Genomic DNA, 26,391 nt, shown 5'->3' on the forward strand with positions numbered 1-26,391 from the left:
GTCAGTGCTCACGAGTCTTTGCGGGTCGGCTCTTCGACTTTCTCAGCCTGCACGTCGAAGGTGCGACGCTCGGTGATCGGCTGGGTGGCCTGCGGGTGCACAGGCTGCGCCGGAGGCACTGGGTTGGCGGCCGGGTCGGCGGGTTTTTCGTCGTCGTTCATGGCTTTGCGGAAGCCCTTGATCGACTCGCCCACATCGGTGCCCAGGTTTTTGAGTTTCTTGGTGCCGAACACCAGTACCACCACCACCAGAATGACGATCCAGTGTTTCCAGTCAAAAATGCCCATGCTGCAAATCCTCAAGTCTTAGTTATTCAGGCGGACGGGCGCGAGGCTTTCTCGGCATGCCCGGACAAGCCGAAGCGTCGGTCCAGTTCATCCAGCACAGCCTGCGGATGCTGCCCCAGTTGGGCGAGCATGACCAGGCTATGGAACCACAAGTCAGCGGTCTCGTAGATTACATCGCTGTAATCACCGCTGATTTGCGCGTCCTTGGCTGCAATGATGGTCTCGACGGATTCTTCGCCGAGCTTTTCCAGGATCTTGTTCAAGCCCTTGTGGTACAGGCTGGCGACGTAGGAACTGTCGGCATCCGCGCCTTTGCGGTCTTCCAGCACCTGGGCCACGCGGTTCAGGGTATCGCTCATGTCTAGTGTCCTGCCGAGTAAATGGCGTCGGGGTCTTTGAGCACCGGCTCCACAACCTTCCATTCGCCATTCTCGAAAACGCGATAGAAGCAGCTGTGACGGCCGGTGTGGCAGGCGATGTCGCCGATCTGCTCGACCTTGAGGATCACCACGTCGGCGTCGCAGTCGATGCGCATCTCGTGCAGGGTCTGCACGTGCCCGGACTCTTCGCCCTTGCGCCACAGTTTGCCACGCGAGCGTGACCAGTAGATGGCGCGCTGCTCAGTGGCGGTGAGGCTCAGGGCCTCGCGGTTCATCCAGGCCATCATCAGCACGCGCCCGGTCTTGTAGTCTTGGGCAATGGCCGGCACCAGGCCGTCACTGTCCCACTTGATCTCGTCCAGCCAGTCTTTCATGTTCGGCTCCGGCAATTTGCGACAGTGTATAACCGGATTGGCTATCGACGCACGATCAGATAAACACCGACGGCGACCATGATGCCAGCCGGCCAGTGGCCCAGTTGGTTCAGCGGGCCACCGATGGCCAGCATCACCCCGCCGACCAGGTGCGCAGCGCCCAGCAGGCGCAGGAACCAGTCGTCCTTGCGCTGCTTCCAGGGCGGCGCCGGGTCCTTGGCGTGGGGCTGGGACATGCGCTCCAGCAGGTCGCGGGTCATGTTGGCCAGGTGCGGCAGTTGTTCCATCTGGCTGTGCAGGTTGCCCAGCACGGTTTTCGGGCTCATGCGCTCGCGCATCCAGCGTTCCAGGAACGGCTGGGCGGTGTTCCACAGGTCCAGGTCCGGGTACAACTGGCGGCCCAGGCCTTCGATGTTCAGCAGGGTTTTTTGCAGCAAAACCAACTGCGGCTGCACTTCCATGTTGAAGCGTCGCGCGGTCTGGAACAGGCGCATCAGCACCTGACCAAAGGAAATATCTTTTAACGGTTTTTCAAAGATCGGCTCGCACACGGTGCGGATCGCCGCTTCGAATTCGTTGAGCTTGGTTTCTGCCGGCACCCAGCCCGAATCAATGTGCAACTGCGCCACGCGGCGGTAGTCGCGCTTGAAGAAGGCGAACAGGTTGCGCGCCAGGTAGTCCTGGTCTTCCGGGGTCAGGCTGCCCACGATGCCGCAGTCGATCGCAATGTACTGCGGGCTCCACGGGTTCACGGTGCTGACGAAGATGTTGCCGGGGTGCATGTCGGCGTGGAAGAAACTGTCGCGGAACACCTGGGTGAAGAAGATCTCCACGCCGCGCTCGGCGAGCATCTTCATGTCGGTGCGCTGGTCGGCCAGGGTTGCGAGGTCGGTGACCTGCACGCCGTAGATGCGCTCCATCACCAAGACTTTGGGGCGGCACCAGTCCCAATACACTTGCGGCACGTACAGCAGGGGCGAGCCTTCGAAGTTGCGCTTGAGCTGGCTGGCATTGGCGGCTTCGCGCAGCAGGTCGAGTTCGTCGTAGATGGTCTTTTCGTAGTCGGCGACCACATCCACCGGGTGCAGCAGGCGCGCATCGGCCGAGAAACGCTCGGCGGCACGGGCGAGGATGAACAGCCACGCCAGGTCCTGGCCGATGATCGGCTTGAGACCCGGGCGGATCACCTTCACCACCACTTCTTCGCCGGTCTTTAGCTGAGCTGCGTGGACCTGCGCCACGGAGGCCGACGCGAGGGGCTCGACGTCAAAGCGGCTGAAGACTTCGCTGATCTTTTTGCCCAGTTGCTCTTCGATCAACGCCATCGACTGCTGCGAATCGAACGGCGGCACGCGGTCCTGCAGCAGCATCAACTCGTCGGCGATGTCTTCAGGCAGCAAGTCGCGGCGGGTCGAGAGGATCTGCCCGAACTTGATGAAGATCGGCCCCAGGTCCTGCAAGGCCAGGCGCAGGCGTGCGCCACGGCTGAGCGCCAGCTTTTTGCGCGGGAACCAGCGCCACGGCAGCACATAGCGCACCGCCAGCAGGAACCACGGCAGGGGCAGGGCGAACAGCAGGTCATCGAGTTGGTAGCGGATTACGACGCGCTGGATACGAAACAAACGGCGGACGGCGAGCAGCTTCATGCGTTATCGCTTGGATCAAGGGAACGGCTCAGGCGCTCGAAGCGTGCCTCGAGGCGTTCCAGGTCGATTTTGGCCTTGTCGAGTTCACGAAAGCGCGCTTGCGCTTCCCGTTCTCCGACCAGGGTGCGCGATTCTTCGCTCAGGTATTCGGCGAGGTTCTGGTTGAGGCTGGCGAACCCCTGCTGGTACCAGCGCGAACGGCTGCGCAGGTGCCCGCTGATCAACTGGGTGGCCACCGGGCCGATCCAGCGTGACAGCTCGTATTCCCAGTCCAGTTCCAGGTCCTGCAGCACGGCAGCCAGGTCCATCAGCACCGAACTGTCGCCTTCCAGCTCCACTTCGGCGCTGTGCAGGATGGCGGTCTTGTTGCGGCTCAGGGCCAGGTGCAACAGGCTCGATGCCGGCGCACGCAAGGTGCAGTCGGCGTCAGCGGCCCATTGGGTCGCGAGCATCAGTCCTTCATCGCTGGGCAGGATAAACAGCTGCAAGGCGGGGCTGCGGCAGTCGACGGCAATCACTTTGCCATTGAGGTGCGCAAGCCGCGCCAGGGCGGTGCTGTCCAGGCGCAGCACACGGTTGAGGCCGTGTTCAACGCTGGCGAGAAGGCCTGCGAGCAGCATCAGGGCTTGATGCCACGGTGCAGGGCGACGATACCCGAGGTCATGTTGTGGTAGGTCACCCGGTCGAAACCGGCTTCTACCATCATCGACTTCAGGGTTTCCTGGTCAGGGTGCATGCGGATCGATTCGGCCAGGTAGCGATAGCTCTCGGCGTCATTGGTGATCAGCTTGCCCATCAACGGCATGAAGGCGAAGGAGTAGGTGTCGTAGACCTTGGACATGATGGCGTTGGTCGGCTTGGAGAACTCCAGCACCAGCAGGCGGCCACCCGGCTTGAGCACGCGCAGCATCGAGCGGATCGCGTCTTCCTTGTGGGTGACGTTACGCAGACCGAAGGCGATGGTGACGCAGTCGAAATGGTTGTCGGGGAATGGCAGTTTTTCTGCGTCGGCCTGGACGAATTCGATATTGCCGGCCACGCCTTTATCCAGCAGGCGGTCGCGCCCGACCTTGAGCATCGAGCCGTTGATGTCGGCCAGTATCACTTGGCCAGTCGGGCCCACCAACTTGGAGAACTTGGCCGCCAGGTCACCCGTGCCGCCGGCGATGTCCAGCACACGGTTGCCAGGGCGAACCCCCGACAACTCGATGGTGAAGCGCTTCCACAGGCGGTGCATGCCGCCCGACAGTACGTCGTTCATCAGGTCGTACTTGGCCGCGACCGAGTGGAACACCTCAGCGACTTTTTCCGCTTTCTGGCTTTCCGGGACGTTCTTGAAGCCGAAGTGAGTGGTGGGTTCGGCATCGCTGCCTTTGCGCTGATCAGTCATATCGCTGTCACCAAAAGAGAATGCGGGACATGATAATCCCCAAGGCCTGCTTTGTCTTGGCAAGGCTGCAGGTAAGATGGGTGGTCACCGAGACCTTTTGCCGCATCGAAGGTATTCACGTCCCTATAAAGAGGAGTCATTGCAATGGCCCGTATAACCGTTGAGCGCGCACATTCACTGGGTAAAGAGGGCGCGCGGGCGAAGGCCGACAAGTTGGCGCACAAACTCAAAGAGCAATATGGCCTGGAGCCGTCGTGGTCCGGCGATACCTTGAACCTCAAGCGTTCGGGGGTTAAGGGCACGGTATTAGTCACTGAAGATTCGTTGCGCATCGATGTGGAACTGGGCCTGTTGATGTCGGCCATGAGTGGCACCATCAAGTCCGAAATCGAAAAAGCCCTGGATAAAGCCTTGGTGTGATCCGTCTGTTCTTAGGGTGCCGATTCTAATTTTCCAGCCTACTTTGTGCCCAAGCCCTCAACTCCTGCGGGCCGTTCCTCCCCCCTAATCTGCGTGAGGTGCACCATGGCCAAAGTTATCCTGAAGAAAAAAATCGACGCCCAGACCACTACCCTGAGCGAGGTTAAATCCTACGCCCGCAAGATCTGGCTGGCAGGACTTGGTGCTTACGCCAAGGTTGGAAGCGAAGGCAGCGAGTACTTCAAAGAGCTGGTTAAGACCGGTCAACATGTTGAAAGTAAAGGTAAAAAAGTTGCAGTTGAACAACTTGAGGCCGCCAACAGTCAGATTGACCAAGTAAAGAGTAATGTCTCCTCCGTCAAAGGTCTGGTAGAAGTTCAGCTGGATAAAGTTGAAAAAGCTTTTGATACTCGCGTTGCCAGTGCCTTGAATCGAATCGGCATTGCGTCTAAACATGACGTTGAGACACTCTCTGCTAAGCTCGAAGAGCTGACGACATTGCTAGAACGTGTCGCGCGTAAACACTAAGGAGACATCGGGATGGCTGTTAAAAAGACTACTCAGAAAGAAGGCAGCTCGTGGGTCGGGGAAGTTGAAAAATATTCCCGTAAGATCTGGCTTGCTGGTTTAGGCGTGTACTCGAAGGTTAGCAGTGACGGCGGCAAATACTTCGAGACTTTGGTCAAGGACGGCGAGAAGGCTGAGAAGTTGACCAAAACCACGGTTGGTAAAAAAGTTGAAGCCGCCAAGGCAACTGCCGGCTCCGCCAAGTCGAGCATTTCGGACACGTGGGGCAAGTTGGAAGAAACTTTCGACAAGCGCCTCAACAGTGCCATTTCGCGACTGGGCGTGCCGAGCAAGGCAGAGCTGAAGACGCTGCACAGCAAGGTCGATACCCTGACCAAGCAAATTGAAAAACTGACCGGCGCTAAAGTGGCTCCCGCGAAAACGGCTGCTGCAAAACCGGCTGCCAAGCCTGCGGCTAAAACCGCAGCGGCCAAACCGGCTGCGAAAACTGCCGCCAAGCCTCTGGTAAAAGCGGCTGCCAAACCTGCTGCCAAGGCTCCTGCCAAAGCAGCGGCTAAACCAGCCGCCAAGCCTGCGGCAAAAACCGCCGCTGCCAAACCGGCCGCCAAGCCTGCCGCTAAACCAGTTGCCGCTAAAGCTGCTGCCAAGCCAGCCGCCAAACCAGCAGCCAAGGCCGCCGCTAAACCAGCCGCCAAGCCTGCGGCCAAAACTGCAGCTGCAAAACCCGCTGCCAAGCCAGCCGCTGCGAAACCTGCAGCCAAGCCGGCCGCCGCGAAACCGGCTGCCAAGCCTGCTGCAGCCAAGCCCGCGGCAAAACCAGCCGCCGCGAAGAAGCCAGCGGTAGCAAAAAAACCAGCAGCACCCAAGCCTGCTGTTGCGGCCAAGCCTGCCACTGCGCCGACCGCTTCCACAGCCAACTCGGTGTCCGCGCCGACCCCTGCTGCTGTGACCCCGACTGCAACGCCGGCAACCCCGACGCCATCCAGTCAGTCCTGATTTTTCCAGGACACAAAAAATGCCCGGCCTGCAAAGGTCGGGCATTTTTTATGGGGTGTGATCTACATACTTGAGGGCAAAGCGCTCAGTCGCCTGCCGCGCCGGCTGCAGCAAATGCGGCGCCACCAGCATCATGATCTGGTAGACCACCACCTGCACTTCACCTTCGCGATCAAGAATCCGCTGGTAATCCAACGAAAACAGCAAGGTCATGGTGATCTGCTCCACCAGTTGCCCCAGGGCCTGGGTGCTGCTGACCAACTGCCCGGCCGCCTTCAGTCGCGCCAGCAAAGACGCCAGGGTCCGTTTGAGCGCTGTCAGCAGGTTGCGAATGCCCTTGGCCAGCTTTGGCAGGCGTCCCGCCAGGTTCGACAAGTCCTGGAACAAGAACCGGTAATGCGCCATGCGCTCGACGATCAGGTGCAGGAACAGCCAGTAATCCTCGGCTTCCAGTTGCGCGTCCGCCGGAGGGTCGAGCAGGGGCGCCAACTCATTCTGGAAACGCTCGAACAACCCGAGCACCAACGGTTCCTTGCCATGGAAGTGGTAGTAGAGGTTGCCGGGGCTGATCCCCATTTCATTGGCCACCTCCATGGTCGACACATTCGGCTCGCCCTTCTGGTTGAACAACTGCAGGGCACATTCAAGGATACGGTCGCGGGTCTTCATCCAGTCTTCTTAACGTGATCGTTGAGCTCAGCGCACGCGCACATAGGTGCCGGGCGCCGCTTCCATCGGTGGGTAATTCTGGTTGCCCAGGGCGGTGAGGGTTTCTCGTTGCACGCCGGAGCGCTGCTGGATCCACTCCAACCATTGCGGCCACCAACTGCCTTCGACGTGGTTGGCGTCGTAGTACCAGGCGCGCGGGTCGCTGCTCAGCTTGGGGTTCTCGACGTAGTTGGCCTTGGGGTTGCCCGGCGGGTTGAGAATGCTCTGGATATGCCCGCTGTTGGACAGCACGAAGCGCCGCTCGCCGCCCAGCAATTGGGTGGAGCGATACACCGCGTCCCACGGCGTGATGTGGTCGTTGATGCCGGCCACACTGAAGCTGTCCACCGTGACCTTCTGCAAATCGATCGGCGTGCCGCACACCTCCAGGCCACCGGGATGACTCAGCGGGTTGTGCTTGAAGAAGTCCAACAGGTCGCCGTGCAGCGCGGCGGGCAGGCGCGTGTTGTCGTTGTTCCAGTACAGGATGTCGAAAGCCGGCGGTTCCTTGCCCAGCAGGTAGTTGTTGATCCAGTAGTTCCAGATCAGGTCATTGGGGCGCATCCAGGCGAACACCTTGGCCATGTCGCGGCCGTCCAGCACGCCTTGCTGGTAGGAGCGGCGCTTGGCGGCTTCCAGGGTCTGTTCATCGGCGAACAGGGTGGCGGGGCTGTCGATCTGGCTGTCCAGCAGGCTCACCAGGTAGCTGGCGCTGGAGATGCGGCGCAGCTGACGCTTGGCCTGCAGGTGGCCTTGCAGCGCGGCGATGGTCAGGCCACCGGCGCAGGCGCCCATCAGGTTGACCTCACGGGCGCCGGTGATCGCGCGGCACACGTTGAGCGCTTCTTCCAGCGCAGCGACGTAGGTGGACAGGCCCCATTCGCGATGCCGCACATCCGGGTTGCGCCAGCTGACCATAAAGGTCTGCAGGCCATTCTTGAGGGCGTACTGCACAAAGCTGTTGGCGGGGCTCAAGTCGAAAATGTAGTACTTGTTGATTTGCGGCGGCACGATCAACAGCGGCTTGGCGTACTGCTTTTCGCTCATGGGTTTGTACTGGATCAGCTCCAGCAGCTCATTGCGAAACACCACCGAGCCTGGGGTGGTGGCGACCGTCTTGCCCACTTCGAAGGCGTGCTTGCTCACCTGGCGTGGCAGGCCATTGTTGTGCAGCAGGTCTTCGAACAGGTTGGTCACACCGCGCACCACGCTGTTGCCGCCGGAGTTGAGCAACTCCTTGATCGCCAGCGGGTTGAGCAGGGTGTTGGACGGGGAGACCGCATCGTTGATCAACGAGAAAGCAAAATGCGCACGGGCGCGGTCATCGGCGCTCAGGGAACTGTCATCGATCCAGTGACGGGTCTGCTTCTGCCAGCTCAGATAGGCTTGCAGGCTACGCCGGTACAGCGGGTTGAGCTTCCAGGTGGGGTCGGTGAAGCGGCCGTCGTTGGGGTTGGGTTCGTGCACGGTTTCACCGAGCAGCACGCGGCCCAGTTGACCGCTCAACGCCCAGGCATGGCGAGCGGTATGCACCGGGTTGCGCAAGCCATGGGCGGCCACGCTGCGCAGGGTCGACAGCAGGTCCCGACCGCGCAGGCCGGTGATCGCATTTTGCGCATTGATGAACGCGGCAGGGGTGGGCGCCGGGTTCGTCACGGGTCTTTCTCGCATGAGCCAACACTCCTTCGTCAAGCCATCAAACAGGCACGCCAATTCAGAACCATAGCCGGTTCCTGGCAAGTTGCGCGGCGGTGCGGTCCTTACACGGCCGGTCGCGGATGGATCACCGCGCGCATGCGCTCCTCTTCGAGAAATTTCATGATGATCGGCGCCACGGCTTCCGCCCGGGTGATCAGGAACAGGTGGCCGTCATCGATGATGTGCAACTGTGCATTGGGGATGCGCCAGGCCAGCATGCGCATGTTGATCAGCGGGATCAGCGGGTCGTCGTCCCCGGCCAGCACCAGGGTGGGTTGGCGGATCTTGTGCAGCCAGTGGATGCTGGTCCAGCCCAACCCGGCGAACAGCTGCCAGTAGTAGCCCAACTTGCCGGCCGAGCGCACTTTGCTCGCGTGTTCGGCGGCCAGTTTTGAGTCGCGGCGGAACGAGCCGCCGTAGATCATCGGCGCGATGCGCACCACGTGGGACGGTTGGATGTAACGGCGCGGACTGGCCATCAGCCACAACACTTTCGGCTTGCCCGGCACCATCACCGCACCCGCCGCCGTGGCCGCCAGGATCAGCTTCTTGCAGCGCTCCGGGTAGTCGTAGGCAAACTGCTGCGCCAACGCGCCCCCCCAAGACACACCCACCGCGTTCACCTGGCCATAGTCCAGGTAATCGAGCATACGTGCGGTGAGCTTGGCCAAGCCGGGAAAACGGTACGGTCGATTGGGTGTGGAGGAACCGCCCACGCCGGGCACATCGAACGCGATCACTTCCAGGTCTGGGTCCAACGCCTGGACGAACGGAAACACCAACTCAAGGTTGGCGCCGATGCCATTGAAGATCAGCAACGGCGTCAAGTGAGGCTTGCCCGGGCGCACCGCCGTGCGGATGGTCTGGCCATCCAGGTCGATGGTGCGGAAGATGAACGGTTGCGGCATGGGCTTACCCTACGGGTGAGGATTATCGTTCGTGTACATAAGTGCCCGGCGCCGCTTCGGCCGCCGCATAGGTTTTGTTACCCAGGCTTGTAGGTGCTTTCTTCAACTTACCCGCCCGTTCCGCCTGCCAGGCTTGCCAATGCAGCCACCACGAATCGGTGTGCTTGGTGGCATTCTCCTGCCACTCCAGCGGCTTCGCCGTCAGGCTGTCGCTGGTCTGGTAGCGCGCCTTGGGGTTGCCCGGCGGGTTGAGGATGCTCTGGATATGCCCGCTGCTGGACAGCACGAACTCCACCTTGCCACCAAACAGCTGTGCCGATTTGTAGCACGACTGCCACGGCGTAATGTGGTCGTTGGTGCCGGCCAGGGAATAGATATCGGCGGTGACCTGCTTGAGGTCGATGGGCGTGCCGCACACTTCCAGTGCGTTGGCGCGCACCAGTGGGTTGTTCTTGAACAGCTCGATCAGGTCACCGTGGAATGCCGCCGGCAAACGCGTGGTGTCGTTGTTCCAGAACAGGATGTCGAACACCGGCGGTTCGTTGCCCAGCAGGTAGTTGTTGACCCAGTAGTTCCAGATCAGGTCGTTGGGGCGCATCCAGGCGAACACCTTGGCCATGTCGCGGCCTTCCAGCACGCCGGTCTGGTAGGAATGGCGCTTGGCCGCCTCCAGAGTCTGTTCGTCGACAAACAGTGCCACCTGGGTGTCCAGCGTGGTGTCCAGCACGCTCACCAGCAGGGTCAGGGCGTTGACCTTCTTCTCGCCCAGCGCCGCGTAGTGGCCGAGCAGGGCAGTGCAGGTGATGCCGCCGGAGCAGGCGCCGAGCATGTTCACATCTTTGCTGCCGGTAATCGCCGTGACCACATCCACCGCTTCCTTGAGCGCCTCGATATAGGTCGACAGGCCCCACTCGCGCTGGGCCTTGGTCGGGTTGCGCCAGCTGACGATAAAAGTTTGCTGGTTATTGCGCAGGCAGAATCGCGCCAGGCTCTTCTCCGGGCTCAGGTCGAATACATAGAATTTGTTGATCTGCGGCGGCACCACTAGCAGCGGGCGTTCGTGCACCTGTTCGGTGATCGGCTTGTACTGGATCAGCTCCAGCACGTCGTTGCGAAACACCACGGCGCCTTCGGTCGTGCCCAGGGTCTTGCCCACTTCAAAGGCGCCCATGTTGACCTGGCTCGGCATGCCGCCGTTGTGCACCATGTCCTTGGCCAGGTGGGACAGGCCATCGAGCAGGCTCTTGCCGCCGGTTTCAAAGAAACGTTTGACCGCCGCCGGGTTGGCCGCGCTGTTAGTGGGGGCCATGGCTTCGGTCATCAGGTTGATCACGAAGTGGCCGCGGCTGATGTCCTGTTCCGACAGGTTGCTGTCGCCGATCCAGTCGTGCAGTTCCTTGCGCCACGCCAGGTAGGTTTGCAGGTAGCGTTTGTAGAGCGGGTTCTGGCTCCAGGCCGGGTCCTGGAAACGACGGTCGTCGTTCTCGGGCACCAACGCGGATTTGCCGAACATCACGTTCTTCAACTCGACGCCAAAATGCGCGACGTGCTTGACGCTGTGCAACGGTTGTTTGATGGCTTGGGTCAGCACCATCTTCGCCGAGGCGAGTAAATCCTTTTTACGTAACGCGATGATCGGGTTGAGCCCCAGGGTGTTTTCCGAGGCCTGGCGTTTCAAGTCATCGTTGTTCTTGTTACTCATCTACGACGCTCCATTGTCCGAAAGACGAGTACCGGGGACCGCTGCGCACCCAGTTTCGATACACAACACAAGCCTGGTACTGCGACTCGGGTGACCGTTGATACCGCATCGTCAAATGCAGGGAACTTGCCAGCTCCATTGGTTACCCGAGTTTAATTTTTTTCGCAAGCGGACCAATCGTTGGTCACGCGACAGGGCATTCAAGCAGATGAAATTAGAAAATGCCCTCTAAAGAGCAAGAGGCCTGTGCTAGAGCATCAGCCGTACGACCGACTGATCCGGATCGCGGGTTTTGCCGGCGGCTTTGAGTTCGGCCAGATAATCGACCCACAACGCGTCTTGGCGCACGGCGAGTTGGTAGAGGTAGTCCCAGGTGAACAGTCCGCTGTCATGACCGTCGTCGAAGGTCAATTTCAGTGCGTACTGGCCGGCCGGTTCGATCTTGATCAACCGCACATTGAGCTTGCCGAATTGCAGGATGGGTTTGCCGTGCCCCTGGACCTCGGCGGAAGGCGAGTGGGTGCGCAGCAGTTCGGCGGGGAGTTGGTACACCTCGTCGGGCCCGTAGGTGAGGCCGAGGGTGTTGGAGGTTTTGTGCAGGTTTACAGCGGTGGGAAATTTGGACATTGGGAAGACCTTGGGCTGCAAGCTACAAGCTTCAAGTTGAATGGGGTCAACTTGTCGCTTGTAGCTTACAGCTTGAACTCTACAGAATGTAGCGCGACAGATCTTCGTTCTGTGCCAATTCGCCCAAGTGGCTGTTGACGTAGTCAGCGTCGATCTTGATCACTTCGCCATTTTGCGCGCCAGCCAAATCGCCAGCACTGAAGGACACTTCCTCCAGCAGCCGCTCCAGCAAGGTATGCAAACGACGGGCACCGATGTTCTCGGTCTTCTCGTTGACCTGCCAGGCGATCTCCGCCAGGCGCTTTATGCCGTCCGCTTGGAACTCGATACCCAAGCCTTCGGTTTTCAGCAGCTCACGGTATTGCTCGGTGAGCGACGCGTGCGGCTCGCTGAGGATGCGCTCGAAGTCGCCTGGGGTCAGCGCCTTGAGTTCCACGCGGATCGGCAGGCGGCCTTGCAACTCTGGCACCAGGTCGCTTGGCTTGCTCAGGTGGAACGCGCCGGAGGCGATAAACAGGATGTGGTCGGTCTTGACCATGCCCAGCTTGGTGTTCACCGTGCAGCCTTCGATCAGCGGCAGCAGGTCGCGCTGTACGCCCTCGCGGGACACATCGACACCGCCGGAGTTGCCGCGCTTGGCCACCTTGTCGATCTCGTCGATAAACACGATGCCGTGCTGCTCGACCGCTTCCAGGGCCTTGGCCTTGAGTTCTTCCTCATTCACCAGGCGCCCGGCTTCTTCGTCGCGCACCAGTTTCAGCGCTTCCTTCACCTTGATCTTGCGGCTTTTCTTCTTGCCCTTGCCCATGTTGGCGAACAGGTTCTGCAACTGGCTGGTCATTTCTTCCATGCCAGGCGGGGCGGAGATGTCGACGCCGGAGACTTCAGCGACTTCGATCTCGATTTCCTTGTCGTCCAGCTGGCCTTCACGCAGGCGCTTGCGGAACAGCTGGCGGGTGTTGGAGTCCGAGGCCGGCGCGGCGTCTTCGTTGAAACCCATGCGTGCCGGTGGCAGCAGGGCGTCGAGGATGCGCTCTTCGGCGGCGTCTTCGGCGCGGTGGCTGACCTTGGTTACTTCCTGTTCGCGCAGCATTTTCAGGGCGGCGTCGGCCAGGTCGCGGATAATCGACTCGACGTCGCGGCCCACATAGCCCACTTCGGTGAACTTGGTGGCTTCGACCTTGATGAACGGCGCATTGGCCAGCTTGGCCAGGCGACGGGCGATTTCGGTTTTACCGACGCCGGTCGGGCCGATCATCAGGATGTTCTTGGGCGTTACTTCAACGCGCAGTTCTTCGGGCAGTTGCATCCGGCGCCAGCGGTTACGCAGCGCAATGGCTACGGCGCGCTTGGCATCGTCCTGGCCGATGATATGGCGGTTGAGTTCATGGACGATTTCGCGGGGAGTCATGGACATAGTGTTTGGCGGCCTCAAGCGGAATAAGCCTACGGCTTACTCAGCGAGGTCCTGCTCCTCAATGGTCTGGTTGTGGTTGGTGAACACGCAGATATCACCGGCGATGCCCAGGGCGGTCTCGACGATTTCGCGAGCCGACAGGTCGGTTTTCTTCAACAGTGCGCTGGCGGCCGCTTGGGCGTAGCCACCGCCGGAACCCATGGCGATCAGACCATGTTCAGGCTCAACCACATCGCCGTTGCCGGTGATGATCAGGGAAGCGTCTTTGTTGGCGACGGCCAGCATGGCTTCCAGGCGGCTGAGGGAGCGGTCTGTGCGCCATTCTTTGGCGAGTTCAACCGCAGCGCGCACCAGATGACCCTGATGTTTCTCTAGCTGGCCTTCGAAACGCTCGAAAAGGGTGAAAGCGTCGGCGGTGGCGCCGGCAAAGCCTGCGAGAACCTGGCCGTGGTACAGGCGACGCACTTTCTTGGCGTTGCCTTTCATCACGGTATTACCCAGGGAAACCTGGCCGTCGCCGCCCATGACGACTTTGCCGTGGCGACGTACTGAAACGATGGTGGTCAAGGGGAGAGTCTCCACGCAGCGGGGCGAAAATGCCCTGATGGAAACTGATATGGGGATGGTGGGGGGGATTTCAACCGTAGGAAGGGTGTGCAGACGAGTGGCAGAAGGTCACTGTAGGAGCGAGCTCGCTCGCGAAGGTCGTCAACGATGACGCGGGGAACCTGGTGCCCCGCGGCGATTTTGAGCGCTTCGCGAGCAAGCTCGCTCCTACAGGGCTGCGTATTCAGCGGCTCTGGCGTTGTTGTAACAACAGGTTGCTAAAGCCCGCGCCGGCCAGTTGTTTCTGCGCCACAGTCAACTGCTCACGGTTGCTGAACGGCCCCACCAGCACGCGATACCAGGTCGCATCCTTCACCGTGCCGGACTCAACCGTCACCGACTGTCCTAGCAGAATGATCTGCGCCCGCACGCGGTCCGCATCCGCCTGTTTCGGGAACGAACCCGCTTGCAGGAAGAACTTGGTCACCGGCGCGGCTTTGGTCTCGGCAACCGGCGGTGCTGGCGGCGGCGTAATGCCGGCCAGCGCGGCCTGGGCGCGTGCCGTGTCGATTTTTGCCGCTTCCGCTGGGGTGACCGGCGTGGTCGGTACCTGTGGCGTCGGCAGGGTTTTCTCCGGCACGGCGTCAGGCGGCACGATCACTTCCGATTCCGGCAGCAGCGTGTAGAAGTCGTACTTCGGCTTCACAGGTGCGGTCGGGCTTGGCGCCGTCTTGTTGGCTTCGGCCATTTTCGTGGCCTTCTGCTGTTCCTGCTTGACCCGTTTGACGTCATCGCCCTTGCCCGGATCCAGCTTCATCAGGAACACGATAAACGCACCGACGGTGAGGCCGATCGCCATCCACAACCAGCCCGGGATCGGCTTCTTCGCCGGGGCCTGGTAGCGGCTGGCGCCGCGCTTGGGTGCAGGTTTTTTCTTGGCAGCCAACTTACATACGCTCCAGAGTTTCCAGGCCCAACAGTTCCAGGCCTTGCTTGAGGGTCCGTCCCGCCAAGGCGGCGAGGCGCAGGCGGCTTTGCTTCTGGGCTTCATCGTCGGCGGTGAGGATCGGGCAGTTCTCGTAAAAACTGGAGAACAGGCCGGCGACTTCATACAGGTAAGTGCACAGGATATGCGGCGTGCCTTTCTCGCCGACGCTGTTCAGCACTTCGCCGAACTGCGCCAATTTGGCGGCCAGTTCCTGTTCGTGCGGGGCGTCCAGCACGATCTGGCCTTCGACTTCGGTGAAGTCCTTGCCCAGCTTGCGGAAAACGCCCGCCACACGGGTGTAGGCGTAGAGCAGGTACGGCGCGGTGTTGCCTTCGAAGTTCAGCATCAGCTCGAAGTTGAAGCTGTAGTCGCTGGTGCGGTGCTTGGACAGGTCAGCGTATTTCACCGCGCCGATGCCCACCACGCGGGCGATGTTGCGCAGGTCGGCCTCGGCCAGCTCCGGGTTCTTTTCCTTCACCAGGTTGTAGGCACGTTCCTGGGCTTCGGTCAGCAGGTCGATCAGCTTCACAGTGCCGCCGTCACGGGTCTTGAACGGGCGACCATCGGCGCCGTTCATGGTGCCGAAGCCCATGTGTTCCATGTGCATCGGGTGGGTGACGAAACCGGCGCGACGCGCCACTTCGAACACCTGCTGGAAGTGCAGGGCCTGGCGCTGGTCAACGAAATATAGTGCGCGATCAGCCTTGAGCACGCCGCTGCGGTAGCGCACGGCGGCCAGGTCGGTGGTGGCGTAGAGATAGCCGCCATCGGCCTTGACGATGATCACCGGCAGCGGTTCGCCTTCAGCGGTCTTGAACTCTTCGAGGAACACGCACTGCGCGCCGTTGCTTTCTACCAGCAGGCCTTTGGCCTTGAGTTCGTTGACCACGTTGATCAGGTCGTCGTTGTAGGCGCTTTCGCCCATCACGTCGGCCATGGTCAGCTTGACGTTGAGCAGTTCGTAGATTTCCTGGCAGTGGGACAGGGAAATCTCACGGAAGCGGTTCCACAGCTCCAGGCATTCCTTGTCACCGGCTTGCAACTTGACCACCAGGCCACGGGCGCGGTCGGCGAATTCTTCGGATTCGTCGAAGCGCTTCTTGGCGGCGCGGTAGAAGTTTTCCAGGTCCGACAGCTCGTTGCTGGTGATCGGGTTTTCTTGCAGGTAAGCCATCAGCATGCCGAACTGAGTGCCCCAGTCGCCGACGTGGTTCTGACGGATCACGTCGTCGCCGAGGAACTCCAGGACCCGTGCCGCGCCGTCGCCAATGATGGTTGAGCGCAGGTGGCCGACGTGCATCTCTTTGGCCAGGTTCGGCGCCGATAGGTCGACGACCACGCGTTGCAGCGGGCCGGCCTTGCGCACGCCGATCTTGGCGTCGGCCAGGGCCGCATCCAGGCGCGAAGCCAGGGCCTGGGTGTTCTGAAAGAAATTGATGAAGCCAGGGCCGGCGATTTCAGCCTTGGTGACGCTCTCGTCGGCCGGCAGCGCGGCGATGATTTTCTCTGCCAGGTCGCGCGGTTTCATGCCCGCAGGCTTGGACAGCATCATCGCGATGTTGCTGGCGAAGTCACCGTGGGTCTTGTCGCGGGTGTTTTCCACCTGGATCGCCGGCGTCAGGCCTTCAGGCAACACACCTTCGTTGACGAGTTGGGTGAGGGCTTGTTGGATCAGCTGGCGAATGGTGTCTTTCATGGTGTTCTCTTTCGACCGCAAGCGGCGGCGCGCGATGCGCAGGTGGAAAAACTGGGCATTATCCGTGGCGAGGGCGGGCTTGCCAACCTTCGCGGGACCTATGGCCAGGCTTAATACAAATCTACCGGGTCTACGTCCAACGACCATCGCACTTGGCGACCGCTGGGCATTTGCTCCAGGGCAAGCAACCAGCTACTTAATAGTCGATGCAGGGGCGCGCGCGAGGTTGCCTGCAAGAGTAGCTGAGCGCGATAACGCCCGGCGCGGCGCTCCATCGGGGCGGGCACCGGGCCGAGCAGTTCGATGCCGCTCAGGCCCAGTTCGCCGAGCAAACGTTCGGCGGCGCTACACGCTTCATCCAGAAAACTTTCCGCCTGCCCTGGCTTGTGGGCTTCGGCGCGTAACAGGGCCAAATGGGAAAACGGCGGCAGGCCCGCCGCGCGACGTTCGCTCAGCGCCTGCTCGGCGAAGGCGAAGTAGCCTTGTTCGGTCAGCTGGATCAGCAGTGGATGGTCGGCCAGGTGGGTCTGGATGATCACCCGGCCGGGTTCTTCGGCACGGCCCGCGCGGCCAGCAACCTGCACGATCAACTGCGCCATGCGCTCGCTGGCGCGGAAATCACCGGAGAACAACCCGCCATCGGCATCCAGGATCGACACCAGGGTCACCCGGGGAAAGTGGTGCCCTTTGGCAAGCATCTGCGTGCCGATCAGGATGCACGGGTGGCCTTTCTGGATGGTCGCGAACAGTTGGTTCATCGCGTCCTTGCGCGAGGTGCTGTCGCGGTCGACCCGCAAAACCGGGTAATCCGGGAACAGAATGCCCAGGCGCTCTTCAGCCCGTTCGGTGCCGGCGCCCACCGGTCGCAGGTCGACTTTGCCGCACTGCGGGCAGTGGCGCGGTACGCGTTCCACATGGCCGCAGTGATGGCAGCGCAGTTCGCCGTAGCGCTGGTGCACGGTCATGCGCGCGTCGCAGCGTTCGCATTCGGACATCCAGCCGCAGTCGTGGCACAGCAAGGTCGGTGCAAAACCGCGCCGGTTGAGGAATACCAGGACCTGTTGGCCAGCAGCGAGGGTCTGGCCGATGGCTTGTTGCATCGGCCCGGAAATCCCGCTGTCCAGTGGACGGCTTTTGACGTCCAGGCGCAGGAATTTGGGTTGCTTGGCGCCACCCGCGCGCTCGTTGAGGCGTAGGAGGCCGTAACGCCCGGTGTAGGCGTTGTGCAAGCTCTCCAGGGATGGCGTGGCCGAGCCCAGCACAATCGGGATGTCTTCCTGGCGTGCACGCACCAGTGCCAGGTCGCGGGCGTGGTAACGCAAGCCTTCCTGCTGTTTATAGGAGCCGTCGTGCTCCTCGTCGATGATGATCAGCCCGGGGTTTTTCATCGGCGTGAACAGCGCCGAGCGGGTGCCGATAATAATGTCGGCCTCGCCATCCCGTGCGGCCAGCCAGGATTCGAGACGCTCACGGTCATTGACTGCCGAGTGCACCAGGGCGATGCGCGCGTTGAAGCGCTGTTCGAAGCGCGCCAGGGTCTGTGGGCCCAGGTTGATCTCGGGGATCAGCACCAGCGCCTGTTTGCCGGCTTGCAGGGTCTCGCGGATCAGTTGCAGATAGACTTCGGTTTTGCCGCTGCCAGTGACGCCCGCCAGCAGGAACGCATGGAAACTGTCGAAGCCGGCACGAATCGCTTCATAAGCGGCGCGTTGCTCGGGGTTCAGCGGCAGTTCCGGTTGGGCCAGCCAGTGTTCGTGGCGGGCATCGGGGGCGTGCTTGCGGATTTCCACCTGCACCAGGCCCTTGGCGAGCAACAGGTCGAGGCTGTCTTTGCTCAGCATCAGCTTGCTTAACAGCTGATGCGCGACGCCATGGGGGTGCTGGGCCAGTGTCGCCAGGGCTTCACGCTGGCGCGGGGCGCGGGCGATGCGCGGGTCGTCGATGCGCGCACCGGGCACCATCGACCAGAAACGTTCCTGGCGCGCTTCGGCCAGTTCGCCCTGGCGCAGCAGTACTGGCAGCGCCCAACTGAGCGTATCGCCGAGGCTGTGCTGGTAATACTGGGCGGTCCACAGGCACAGCTTGAACAGAGCTGGCGGCAGTGGCGGGGTGGCGTCGAGCATGGCCAGCGCGGGTTTGAGCTTTTCCGCCGGCACTTCGCTGTGGTCCGCGACCTCTACCAATATGCCGATCATTTCCCGCCGGCCAAACGGCACACGCACACGCATGCCCGGCTGCAACTGCGCCCGCAGCACGCCGGCCGGGGCCCGGTAATCGAACAGGCGGCGCAGGGGCGAGGGCAGGGCTAGGCGCAAAATGGCGTCGGGCACGCGGGGAGTCTCATATAAAGGCAGGCGGTGGCGCAGGGGCGGGAGCCTAGCAGACGGGGGAGGGCTTGGGTATGCCATGGTTTTCTGATGAAAGGCGGTTTTCAGCCGGATACGCGGCTTGCGCGATTAAAAAGGTCTGGTAGAATCCGCGGCCTAATTACGTGCGGTATTCGACAATAGTGTCGAGTGGCGGCACGCTAGCCCGAGGAAGTGCCATGAAAGCCGATATCCATCCAGCGTACGAAACCATCGAAGTCACCTGCAGCTGCGGCAACAAGTTCGAAACCCGTTCGAACCTGTGCAAGCCACTGGGTACTGACGTATGCAACGAGTGCCACCCGTTCTACACCGGTAAGCAGAAAACTCTGGACACCGGCGGCCGTGTACAGCGCTTTGCTGACCGTTTCGGTGCTTTCGGTGCCAAAAAGGCCTAAGGCCGATCAACTTGGGAAGCCGTTACGGTTTTTCCATGCTGATAAAAAAGGCGTCCCTTGTGGGCGCCTTTTTTGTGCCTGGGATTTGGCTCTCGTTCGCCCAGGCCCAGGTGTTCTGCCCCGCACCGGCCACGCTGATCCACGTAGAGGTGCAGCGCGTAGTGGATGGCGACACCCTGCGCCTGAAGGACGGCCGCAATGTGCGGATGATTGGCCTCAATGCCCCGGAAACCGGCAAGAAGGGTCGCCCCGACGAACCTTACGCAGTCGCCGCCAGCCAGCGCTTGCAGGCATTAGTGGACGCGAGCGACGGTCGCGTCGGCCTGGTGCCTGGGCGCGAGAGCAAGGACCGCTATGGCCGCACGTTGGCCCACCTGTACGGCGCGGATGGCGAGAATCTTGAGGCGCGGCTGCTGGCCGAAGGCCTGGGCTTTCAGGTAGGTGTTGCGCCCAACGTCGATCTTGTCGACTGCCAGCAGGCCGCTGAAAACAGCGCCCGTGATACGCGGTCGGGCCTGTGGCGGCAATCGCCGGTGCAAAACGTGGCCCGGCTCAAGCAATCCGGCTTCGCCTTGGTCAGCGGCCGGGTGAGCAAGATCGAACGCAATCGCGGCGGAATCTGGATCGAATTGCAGGGTTCACTGGTATTACGCATTGCACCCGACCTCGTCAAACAATTCGACTCTGCAACCCTCAGTGGTCTGCAAGGCAAGACAATCGAGGCGCGTGGGTGGGTGCAAGATCGCGCCAAACGCGGTGGCCTGAAAAACGGCCACGCACGTTGGATGCTGCCATTGACCGACTCCAGCATGCTCAAATCGACTGATTAAGAAAAAATTGTAGACATTTTTTTATTCGATTGTGAACAGTTGAGCCCTTGTGTCCCGTGGCTCTTGGCCGAAAGTCGTAGCGCAGGGCCCTTGACACCTGTGACTGCCCAGTCTTGTAGGTACTTTGCGACACGCGTATCCTCGGCGGTCCGTCGACCAACAGTAAAAGCGGAATGCCGATATGTCTGATTTGAAAACTGCCGCTCTCGAATATCATGCCCATCCTCGTCCAGGAAAGCTGAGTGTAGAGCTCACCAAAGCCACTGCCACCGCTCGCGACCTGTCGCTGGCCTACAGCCCTGGTGTTGCCGAGCCCGTACGTGAAATCGCCCGCGACCCTGAACTGGCGTACAAGTACACCGGCAAAGGCAACCTGGTTGCAGTGATTTCCGATGGCACCGCGATTCTGGGCCTGGGCAACCTCGGCCCATTGGCTTCCAAGCCAGTCATGGAAGGTAAAGGCGTGCTGTTCAAGCGCTTTGCCGGCATCGACGTTTTCGACATCGAGGTCGACTCCGAAAGCCCGCAGGCTTTCATCGACACGGTCAAGCGCATTTCCATCACCTTCGGTGGCATCAACCTGGAAGACATCAAGGCACCTGAGTGCTTCGAGATCGAAAAGGCCCTGATCGAACAGTGCGACATTCCGGTATTCCACGATGACCAGCACGGCACCGCGATTGTTACTGCGGCCGGCATGATCAACGCCCTGGAAATCGCTGGCAAAACCCTGGCTGACGCACAGATCGTCTGCCTGGGTGCTGGCGCTGCGGCCATCTCCTGCATGAAGTTGCTGGTGAGCATGGGCGCCAAGCTGGAAAACATCTTCATGGTCGACAGCAAGGGCGTGGTCCAGTCCGAGCGTACCGACCTGAACCAGTACAAGGCGATGTTCGCTCATGCGACCGACAAGCGTACCCTGGCTGACGCCCTCGACGGTGCAGACGTGTTCGTCGGCCTGTCCGGCCCGAACCTGCTGAGCGCCGAAGGCCTCAAATCCATGGCAGCCAACCCGATCGTGTTCGCCTGCTCCAACCCTGATCCAGAAATCTCTCCGGAACTGGCTCACGCCACCCGCAGCGACGTGATCATGGCGACCGGCCGTTCGGACTACCCGAACCAGGTCAACAACGTATTGGGCTTCCCATTCATCTTCCGTGGTGCCCTGGACGTTCGCGCCAAGCGCATCAACGAAGAGATGAAAGTGGCTGCCGCCAACGCCCTGCGCGAACTGGCCAAGCTGCCGGTGCCTCAGGAAGTGTGCGACGCCTACGGCGGTATCAAGCTGGAGTTCGGTCGTGAGTACATCATTCCGAAACCAATGGATAAGCGCCTGATCACCCTGATCTCCGATGCCGTGGCCAAAGCTGCCATCGAGACCGGCGTTGCGACCCTGCCGTATCCGAAGCACTACCCGCTGCAAAGCGTGGATGATGTGTTCAACGGCTAAGTCGTTGTAACGCACCAACAAAAAGCCCCGGCTCTCGCGAGTCGGGGCTTTTTTGTGGCGAATCATTTTGTGCTGGGCAGGCTCTTGCGGTGAGCCCTGCTTCCAACCTCAGAACAGATCGATCGGCGCCGCCTCATCCGCCGGCAGCGGGCTGCCAGGCACAACGCCATTGCCCAGCTCGTTGACCGACGGCGGCGTGTCTTCGCTCTTGAACAGTTCGAAGTACGCATTCGGCGTGCTTGGCGACGCTGCACGGCCACTCACCGGGTCGATGCGCAGGCTGAGGATGCCTTCCGGCTCCGGCTGGGTATGCGGCGGCTTGTCCTTCAGGGCGGCGCCCATGTAGCTCATCCAGATCGGCAGCGCGACGGTGCCACCAAACTCGCGGCGACCCAGGCTTTCCGGTTGGTCGTAGCCGGTCCACACGGTGGTCACGTAATCGGCGTTGTAACCGGAGAACCAGGCATCCTTGGATTCGTTGGTGGTACCGGTCTTGCCCGCAATATCCGGACGGCCCAGGGCCAAGGCGCGGCGGCCGGTGCCCTTCTTGATCACGTCTTCCAGGATGCTGTTGAGGATGTAGGTGGTACGGCCATCCACGATGCGCTCGGCCACGGCAGGCGCCTGCGGCTCTGTTGCAGCAGTGTTGGTGGCAGGTGCTGCACCTGGCGTCGGCTCAATGGTGATACCGCCATTGCTTGGGGCCGCCAGCCCATCCGTCGCCGCCACGCCATTGACCACATCCCCCGGCACTCGCGGCGGGTTGGCGGTGAACAGGGTGTCGCCGTTACGGCTTTCAATCTTGTCGATCAGGTACGGCGCGATCTTGTAGCCGCCGTTGGCAAAGGTGCTCCAGCCGGTGGCGATTTCCATCGGCGTGAGGGTCGCGGTGCCCAGGGCCAGGGACAGGTTTGGCGGCAGGTCCGACTTGGCGAAGCCAAAGCGCGTCATGTAGTCAATGGTCTTGCCGACGCCCATGGCCTGCAGCAAGCGGATCGATACCAGGTTACGCGACTTGTACAGCGCTTCGCGGATACGGATCGGACCGAGGAAGGTGTTGGTGTCGTTCTTCGGGCGCCACACCTTGTCCAGGTACTCGTCGACAAACACGATCGGCGCATCGTTGACCAGGCTGGCGGCGGTGTAGCCGTTATCCAAGGCAGCGCTGTAGATGAACGGCTTGAAGCTCGAACCCGGCTGGCGCTTGGCCTGGGTGGCGCGGTTGTAGTTGCTTTGCTCGAAGGCGAAGCCACCGACCAGCGCGCGGATTGCACCATTCTGCGGGTCCAGCGACACCAGCGCGCCCTGGGCGAGCGGCACTTGGCTGAACTTGAGGCTGTCGTCCTTCTGGCGTTGCACGCGGATCAAATCACCCACCTGGGCCACGTCAGACGGCTGCTTGGGCAGCGCGCCCATGCTGTTGGTGTTCAGGAAGGGACGCGCCCATTTCATGCTGTCCCACGCTACATGGGCTTCGCCGGTGCGGGTCAGCACCTGTACGCCGTCTTTCTTCACCTGGGTGACGATAGCCGGCTCCAGGCCACTGATGGCGCGCTGCTTGCCCAGTTCGGTGGTCCAGGCGCTCAGGGTCTTGCCTGGCAGGCGTGATTCAGGGCCACGGTAGCCGTGGCGCTGGTCGTAGGTGATCAGGCCGGAATGCACCGAGTCATTGGCGATTTCCTGCAGGTTGCTTGGCACCGTGGTGGTCACCCGGAAACCTTCGGTGTAGGCCTCGCTGCCATAGCGGCCGACCATCTCGGCGCGCGCCATTTCAGCAATATAAGGGGCGTTCACTTCCGGCGTTGGCACGTGGTAGCTGGCGTTCAGCGGTTCGGCGATGGCGCTTTCATAAGCGGTCTGGTCGATCTTGCCCAGCTTGTACATGCGGCCCAGGATCCAGTCGCGGCGTTCTTTGCTGCGCGCCGGGTTGGCCAGGGGGTTGAAGCGTGAAGGGGCCTTGGGCAGGCCGGCGATCATCGCCATCTGCGCCAGGCTAGCGTCACGGATCGACTTGCCATAGTAAACCTGCGAAGCCGCCTCGATGCCGTAGGCACGGTTGCCCAGGTAGATCTTGTTGACGTACAGCTCAAGGATCTCGTCCTTGGTCAACTGACGTTCGATCTGCAGCGCCAGGAGGATCTCGGTGGCTTTACGCGAAAAGCTGCGCTCGCTGGTAAGGAAGAAGTTCTTCGCCACCTGCATGGTGATGGTGCTGCCGCCGGACTGGATGTGTCCGCTTTTTACCAGTTGTGTCGCCGCACGCACCAGGCTGCTGGGGTCGACGCCATAGTGGTTGGCAAAATTATCGTCTTCAGCCGACAAAAGGGCGCTGATGAAATTGGGCGGAATATCGGCAAAACGGATCGGTGTGCGGCGCATTTCGCCGAACTCCGCGATCAGTTTTTCATCGCTGCTGTAGACCCGCAAAGGAATCTGCAACTGGATACTTCTGAGGGCCTCTACCGAGGGCAAACCCGGACTAAGGTAGAGGTAGGCCCCGCTGAGCACGAGCAGCAGCCCGCAAACGATGGCGACAATGGAGTACCCGAAAAACTTCAGCAGACGAATCAAGGCTTTTGGATTTCCAGAGAAAAGAATGAGTTAGGCGTCGGGGCATGCATGGCAAACGATGGATCGACCCGAGCTGCAGATAAAAAGCGGGAAAAAACGCTGGGCATTAAAGCATTTTTCGACTTGGGACGTCATTCGCACCTGTTCAACAAGTCGACCGAATGCATGGCGCCCAGCGGCAATCAGGCGGTATGACAGGCAAAGCTTTAGGGAGTTTTATGGGAAAGGGATTTTTCACGGGAAAAGGCGGCACCTTGCTGGGTGTCGACATCAATGACACGGCCATCCGCTTGATCGAGCTGGGCCGTTCAGCTTCAGGCTACAACGTTCAAGGCTACGTCACACAGGCGCTGCCGGCGCAAGCGGTAGTCGATGGCACGCTCCTTGATCTCGACGGCGTAGGGCGCGCCCTGCGCAGCGCGTGGTCGCGGTTGTCGACTTCGGTTCGTGGTGCTGTCGCTGCGGTGTCCGGACCCTCGGTGATCACGCGGATGATCGAGATGGACGCCGGGCTCTCAGATGATGAGATGACCTGGATGATCCAGATGGAGGCGGACCAGTACATTCCTTATCCGCTGGATGATGTGGCTATCGACTTTCAAGTGCGCGGGCCGTCGGCCCTGGATCCGAGTCGGGTCGAGGTACTGCTGGCCGCCTGCTTGAAGGAACACGTGGAGGCCCGCGAGGCGGTTTTGACCCTGGCGGGGCTGGTGCCGAAGGTGATCGATATCGAAGCGTTTGCATTGGCGCGCGCTTGCCGTCAGGATTTCGCCAGCTTCACGCCGAGCCATCGCGTCGATGGTGCACAATGGGCCGTGGATGCCCAGGGGATGGGAATTGCTTGCGGGTTGGCCCTGAGGAGTTTCGCTTGAAGACACGAATCAACCTACTGCCTTGGCGTCAGGCGCTGGCAGAGCGGCGACGCAAGTATCTACTGGCGTGCTTGCTGGCGTTCGCCTGTGCGGCGCTCGCGGCCGTGTGGCTGGCGGACCAGGTCATCGACCAGGCCATCGATCGTCAAGTGACCCGCAATGACCATCTGGGCAAGGAGGTCATCGGCCTGGATTCACGCATCAAGACCATCGACGATCTGCAGGAGCAAAGCCAGCAATTGGCCCAGCGCATGAAGGTCGTGCAAGACCTGCACGATGCCCGCTCGCCAGGCGCGCAGCTATTGGACCAACTGGCGCGCGCGGTCCCCGACGGCGTGCACCTGCATGAAGTGGTCGCCAAGGGCGATACGGTCAGTATCAGCGGCAGCGCTGAGTCCAGCCAGGACATCGCCCAATTGATGCGTCGCCTGGAGGCGGCGGAAGGTGCCCATTCCACGCGTCTGCAGCATGTGCGAACGGATGGCGCGCGCGGTAACAATGAGTTCCAGCTGATGGTGCGTCAGGGAGAGTCCTCCGAGGCTCAACCTTGAGCCTGCCAAGGCTCAATCTTTCCGCACTCACTCACAACGCTGCAAAATGGCCCCTACCTGGCAAGGCCCTGTTGGGCTGTGCGCTGGCGGGCGTGGTGTTTGTGGTGGGCGACCTTGTGTACCTGAGCCCTTCGCGGGAGCGGTTGCGTCAGGTCGAAGCGCGGGAAGTGGCCCTGCAACAGCAAATCGCACACAAGACTGGCCTGGCCGCCAGCCTTGAAGCGCGCGCACAGCAGCTTCAACGGATGCAAGTTAAGGTCAATGAACTAACGCAGGCGTTGCCCGGCGAGTCTGAAATGCCTGGCTTGCTCGAAGATATCGCGCGCCTGGCACTGGCCAATGGCTTGCTGGTCGAGAGCGTCACGCCGTTGGATGAGGAGTCTCAGCCGTTCTTTCACGAACAACCCGTGCAGGTCGGCGTCATGGGCACTTATCACGATCTGGCAATGTTCCTCACGGGTCTGGGCAGCCTGTCGCGCATCGCCACGGTGCACGATAGGGCCCTGCGGCGAGATGGCAAGCTGCTGCGTCTGGACCTGCTGGTCAAGACTTACTGGCATGCGCAGGGCGGTGGGCAGCGTGTACCGCGACAGCTTTTTGCCTACGACTTGTCGGGGTTGCGTGATCCCTTTCAACTGCTCGCAGCGCAGGTCGACCCTGTGAAGGGGCGGCCGGCCCGGGCGCCGGATCTCACCCGACCGCGTGGCGTGCTGGAAAGTCTCGCGGTTGACCAGTTTGAAATGGTCGGCACGCTGTCCCGTGGGGTGCAGGTTTTTGCCTTGCTACGTGCTGCCTCCAAGGTCCATCGCCTGGCGGTCGGAGACTACTTGGGGCCGGACCATGGTCGGATCACGGCCATCCATGAGCGCGCTATAGAGCTGGTCGAGCTGTTTCCTGATGGTCAGGGCACATGGCTGGAACGCCTGCGAACCCTGTTGTTAAACATCAACTCATAACGGAATCAAACAATGAAAAGGACTTTCTCGTCCTTCGGTGTGGCGCTATGGATAGCGTTCACGGCACCGATGGCTGCCGCTGTGCC

27 protein-coding genes are annotated in these 26,391 nt (G+C 61.1%); 10 read left to right on the forward strand and 17 right to left on the reverse strand.

Going from position 1 to position 26,391, the window contains the following annotated elements; all coding sequences use genetic code 11:
- Positions 1-8: 8 nt before the first annotated feature.
- The 6 genes from ACP7EW_RS20225 to ubiE are packed head-to-tail and all read right to left on the reverse strand — an operon-like array spanning position 9 to position 4,077.
- Positions 9-287 (reverse strand): twin-arginine translocase TatA/TatE family subunit, encoded by a 279-nt coding sequence (locus ACP7EW_RS20225; RefSeq protein WP_003171180.1) that lies wholly within the window; start codon positions 285-287, stop codon positions 9-11.
- A 26-nt stretch (positions 288-313) separates the two neighbouring features.
- Positions 314-646: a phosphoribosyl-ATP diphosphatase gene (locus ACP7EW_RS20230; protein ID WP_003187881.1), complete on the reverse strand. Its 333-nt coding sequence runs from the start codon at positions 644-646 to the stop codon at positions 314-316.
- 2 nt (positions 647-648) lie between these two features.
- Entirely contained in the window at positions 649-1,041 is a 393-nt protein-coding gene (hisI, locus tag ACP7EW_RS20235; RefSeq protein WP_033897735.1) for a phosphoribosyl-AMP cyclohydrolase, read from the reverse strand.
- A gap of 41 nt (positions 1,042-1,082) precedes the next feature.
- Entirely contained in the window at positions 1,083-2,687 is a 1,605-nt protein-coding gene (gene ubiB / locus ACP7EW_RS20240) for a ubiquinone biosynthesis regulatory protein kinase UbiB (protein ID WP_426219231.1), read from the reverse strand.
- Positions 2,684-3,307, reverse strand: coding sequence for a ubiquinone biosynthesis accessory factor UbiJ (locus ACP7EW_RS20245; RefSeq protein ID WP_426219233.1), 624 nt, complete (start codon positions 3,305-3,307; stop codon positions 2,684-2,686). The genes ubiB and ACP7EW_RS20245 overlap by 4 nt, the downstream gene beginning before the upstream one ends.
- A complete protein-coding gene (gene ubiE, locus ACP7EW_RS20250) occupies positions 3,307-4,077 on the reverse strand; it encodes a bifunctional demethylmenaquinone methyltransferase/2-methoxy-6-polyprenyl-1,4-benzoquinol methylase UbiE (RefSeq protein WP_426219235.1) in 771 nt (256 codons plus the stop codon). Before ubiE ends, ACP7EW_RS20245 begins: the two co-directional genes overlap by 1 nt.
- 144 nt (positions 4,078-4,221) lie before the next feature.
- Between ubiE and ACP7EW_RS20255 the strand changes: the two genes are divergently transcribed.
- The 3 genes from ACP7EW_RS20255 to ACP7EW_RS20265 all read left to right on the forward strand — a co-directional run bounded on the left by ACP7EW_RS20255 (position 4,222) and on the right by ACP7EW_RS20265 (position 6,021).
- Positions 4,222-4,497 carry a polyhydroxyalkanoic acid system family protein gene (locus ACP7EW_RS20255; RefSeq protein ID WP_033897739.1) on the forward strand — a complete coding sequence of 92 codons (276 nt, stop codon included), beginning with the start codon at positions 4,222-4,224 and terminating at the stop codon, positions 4,495-4,497.
- Positions 4,498-4,602: 105 nt separating this feature from the next.
- Positions 4,603-5,025 (forward strand): phasin family protein, encoded by a 423-nt coding sequence (locus ACP7EW_RS20260; RefSeq protein ID WP_061434972.1) that lies wholly within the window; start codon positions 4,603-4,605, stop codon positions 5,023-5,025.
- A 12-nt stretch (positions 5,026-5,037) separates the two neighbouring features.
- Entirely contained in the window at positions 5,038-6,021 is a 984-nt protein-coding gene (locus ACP7EW_RS20265; RefSeq protein ID WP_426219237.1) for a phasin family protein, read from the forward strand.
- A gap of 48 nt (positions 6,022-6,069) precedes the next feature.
- Here ACP7EW_RS20265 and ACP7EW_RS20270 read toward each other — a convergent pair whose 3' ends face one another.
- The 10 genes from ACP7EW_RS20270 to ACP7EW_RS20315 all read right to left on the reverse strand — a co-directional run bounded on the left by ACP7EW_RS20270 (position 6,070) and on the right by ACP7EW_RS20315 (position 18,641).
- Positions 6,070-6,690, reverse strand: coding sequence for a TetR/AcrR family transcriptional regulator (locus tag ACP7EW_RS20270; protein WP_426219238.1), 621 nt, complete (start codon positions 6,688-6,690; stop codon positions 6,070-6,072).
- 27 nt (positions 6,691-6,717) lie between these two features.
- Positions 6,718-8,400: a class II poly(R)-hydroxyalkanoic acid synthase gene (phaC, locus tag ACP7EW_RS20275; RefSeq protein ID WP_426219240.1), complete on the reverse strand. Its 1,683-nt coding sequence runs from the start codon at positions 8,398-8,400 to the stop codon at positions 6,718-6,720.
- Positions 8,401-8,489: 89 nt separating this feature from the next.
- Positions 8,490-9,335 carry a poly(3-hydroxyalkanoate) depolymerase gene (gene phaZ / locus ACP7EW_RS20280; RefSeq protein WP_016979176.1) on the reverse strand — a complete coding sequence of 282 codons (846 nt, stop codon included), beginning with the start codon at positions 9,333-9,335 and terminating at the stop codon, positions 8,490-8,492.
- Positions 9,336-9,357: 22 nt separating this feature from the next.
- Positions 9,358-11,037 (reverse strand): class II poly(R)-hydroxyalkanoic acid synthase, encoded by a 1,680-nt coding sequence (gene phaC, locus ACP7EW_RS20285; protein WP_426219242.1) that lies wholly within the window; start codon positions 11,035-11,037, stop codon positions 9,358-9,360.
- Positions 11,038-11,286: 249 nt separating this feature from the next.
- Positions 11,287-11,664, reverse strand: coding sequence for a gamma-butyrobetaine hydroxylase-like domain-containing protein (locus ACP7EW_RS20290; RefSeq protein ID WP_177113902.1), 378 nt, complete (start codon positions 11,662-11,664; stop codon positions 11,287-11,289).
- 79 nt (positions 11,665-11,743) lie between these two features.
- Entirely contained in the window at positions 11,744-13,081 is a 1,338-nt protein-coding gene (hslU, locus tag ACP7EW_RS20295; RefSeq protein WP_426219244.1) for an ATP-dependent protease ATPase subunit HslU, read from the reverse strand.
- Positions 13,082-13,117: 36 nt separating this feature from the next.
- Complete coding sequence (gene hslV / locus ACP7EW_RS20300) at positions 13,118-13,648, reverse strand: ATP-dependent protease subunit HslV (protein WP_003171209.1); 531 nt, start codon at positions 13,646-13,648, stop codon at positions 13,118-13,120.
- Positions 13,649-13,871: 223 nt separating this feature from the next.
- Entirely contained in the window at positions 13,872-14,573 is a 702-nt protein-coding gene (locus ACP7EW_RS20305; protein WP_025858692.1) for an SPOR domain-containing protein, read from the reverse strand.
- A 1-nt stretch (position 14,574) separates the two neighbouring features.
- A complete protein-coding gene (gene argS, locus ACP7EW_RS20310; RefSeq protein WP_426219246.1) occupies positions 14,575-16,311 on the reverse strand; it encodes an arginine--tRNA ligase in 1,737 nt (578 codons plus the stop codon).
- 110 nt (positions 16,312-16,421) lie between these two features.
- Positions 16,422-18,641, reverse strand: coding sequence for a primosomal protein N' (locus tag ACP7EW_RS20315; protein WP_426219248.1), 2,220 nt, complete (start codon positions 18,639-18,641; stop codon positions 16,422-16,424).
- 215 nt (positions 18,642-18,856) lie between these two features.
- On the opposite strand from ACP7EW_RS20315, the gene rpmE reads away from it, so the two are divergent.
- The 3 genes from rpmE to ACP7EW_RS20330 all read left to right on the forward strand — a co-directional run bounded on the left by rpmE (position 18,857) and on the right by ACP7EW_RS20330 (position 21,355).
- Positions 18,857-19,075 carry a 50S ribosomal protein L31 gene (gene rpmE, locus ACP7EW_RS20320; RefSeq protein ID WP_010213765.1) on the forward strand — a complete coding sequence of 73 codons (219 nt, stop codon included), beginning with the start codon at positions 18,857-18,859 and terminating at the stop codon, positions 19,073-19,075.
- A gap of 35 nt (positions 19,076-19,110) precedes the next feature.
- Entirely contained in the window at positions 19,111-19,905 is a 795-nt protein-coding gene (locus tag ACP7EW_RS20325; RefSeq protein ID WP_426219250.1) for a thermonuclease family protein, read from the forward strand.
- 181 nt (positions 19,906-20,086) lie between these two features.
- Positions 20,087-21,355, forward strand: coding sequence for a malic enzyme-like NAD(P)-binding protein (locus ACP7EW_RS20330; RefSeq protein ID WP_016979185.1), 1,269 nt, complete (start codon positions 20,087-20,089; stop codon positions 21,353-21,355).
- Positions 21,356-21,463: 108 nt separating this feature from the next.
- On the opposite strand, the gene ACP7EW_RS20335 is transcribed toward ACP7EW_RS20330, so the two are convergent.
- Positions 21,464-23,923, reverse strand: coding sequence for a penicillin-binding protein 1A (locus tag ACP7EW_RS20335; RefSeq protein ID WP_426219585.1), 2,460 nt, complete (start codon positions 23,921-23,923; stop codon positions 21,464-21,466).
- A 51-nt stretch (positions 23,924-23,974) separates the two neighbouring features.
- Here ACP7EW_RS20335 and ACP7EW_RS20340 point away from each other — a divergent pair, with 51 nt between their 5' ends.
- From ACP7EW_RS20340 to ACP7EW_RS20355, 4 genes are read left to right on the forward strand one after another with little or no spacing between them, the layout of a single operon-like run.
- On the forward strand, positions 23,975-24,121 hold the full coding sequence (locus tag ACP7EW_RS20340) for a hypothetical protein (protein ID WP_021492324.1): 147 nt from the start codon (positions 23,975-23,977) through the stop codon (positions 24,119-24,121).
- Between the two features lie 23 nt (positions 24,122-24,144).
- Positions 24,145-24,798: a type IV pilus assembly protein PilM gene (pilM, locus tag ACP7EW_RS20345; RefSeq protein WP_426219252.1), complete on the forward strand. Its 654-nt coding sequence runs from the start codon at positions 24,145-24,147 to the stop codon at positions 24,796-24,798.
- Complete coding sequence (locus ACP7EW_RS20350; protein WP_177109920.1) at positions 24,795-25,349, forward strand: PilN domain-containing protein; 555 nt, start codon at positions 24,795-24,797, stop codon at positions 25,347-25,349. Before pilM ends, ACP7EW_RS20350 begins: the two co-directional genes overlap by 4 nt.
- Complete coding sequence (locus ACP7EW_RS20355) at positions 25,346-26,305, forward strand: pilus assembly protein PilP (protein ID WP_426219254.1); 960 nt, start codon at positions 25,346-25,348, stop codon at positions 26,303-26,305. The genes ACP7EW_RS20350 and ACP7EW_RS20355 overlap by 4 nt, the downstream gene beginning before the upstream one ends.
- Positions 26,306-26,391 lie beyond the last annotated feature (86 nt).

The sequence above is a fragment of the Pseudomonas sp. DWRC2-2 genome, assembly GCF_049897885.1.
Classification (GTDB): Bacteria; Pseudomonadota; Gammaproteobacteria; order Pseudomonadales; family Pseudomonadaceae; genus Aquipseudomonas; species Aquipseudomonas azotoformans_A.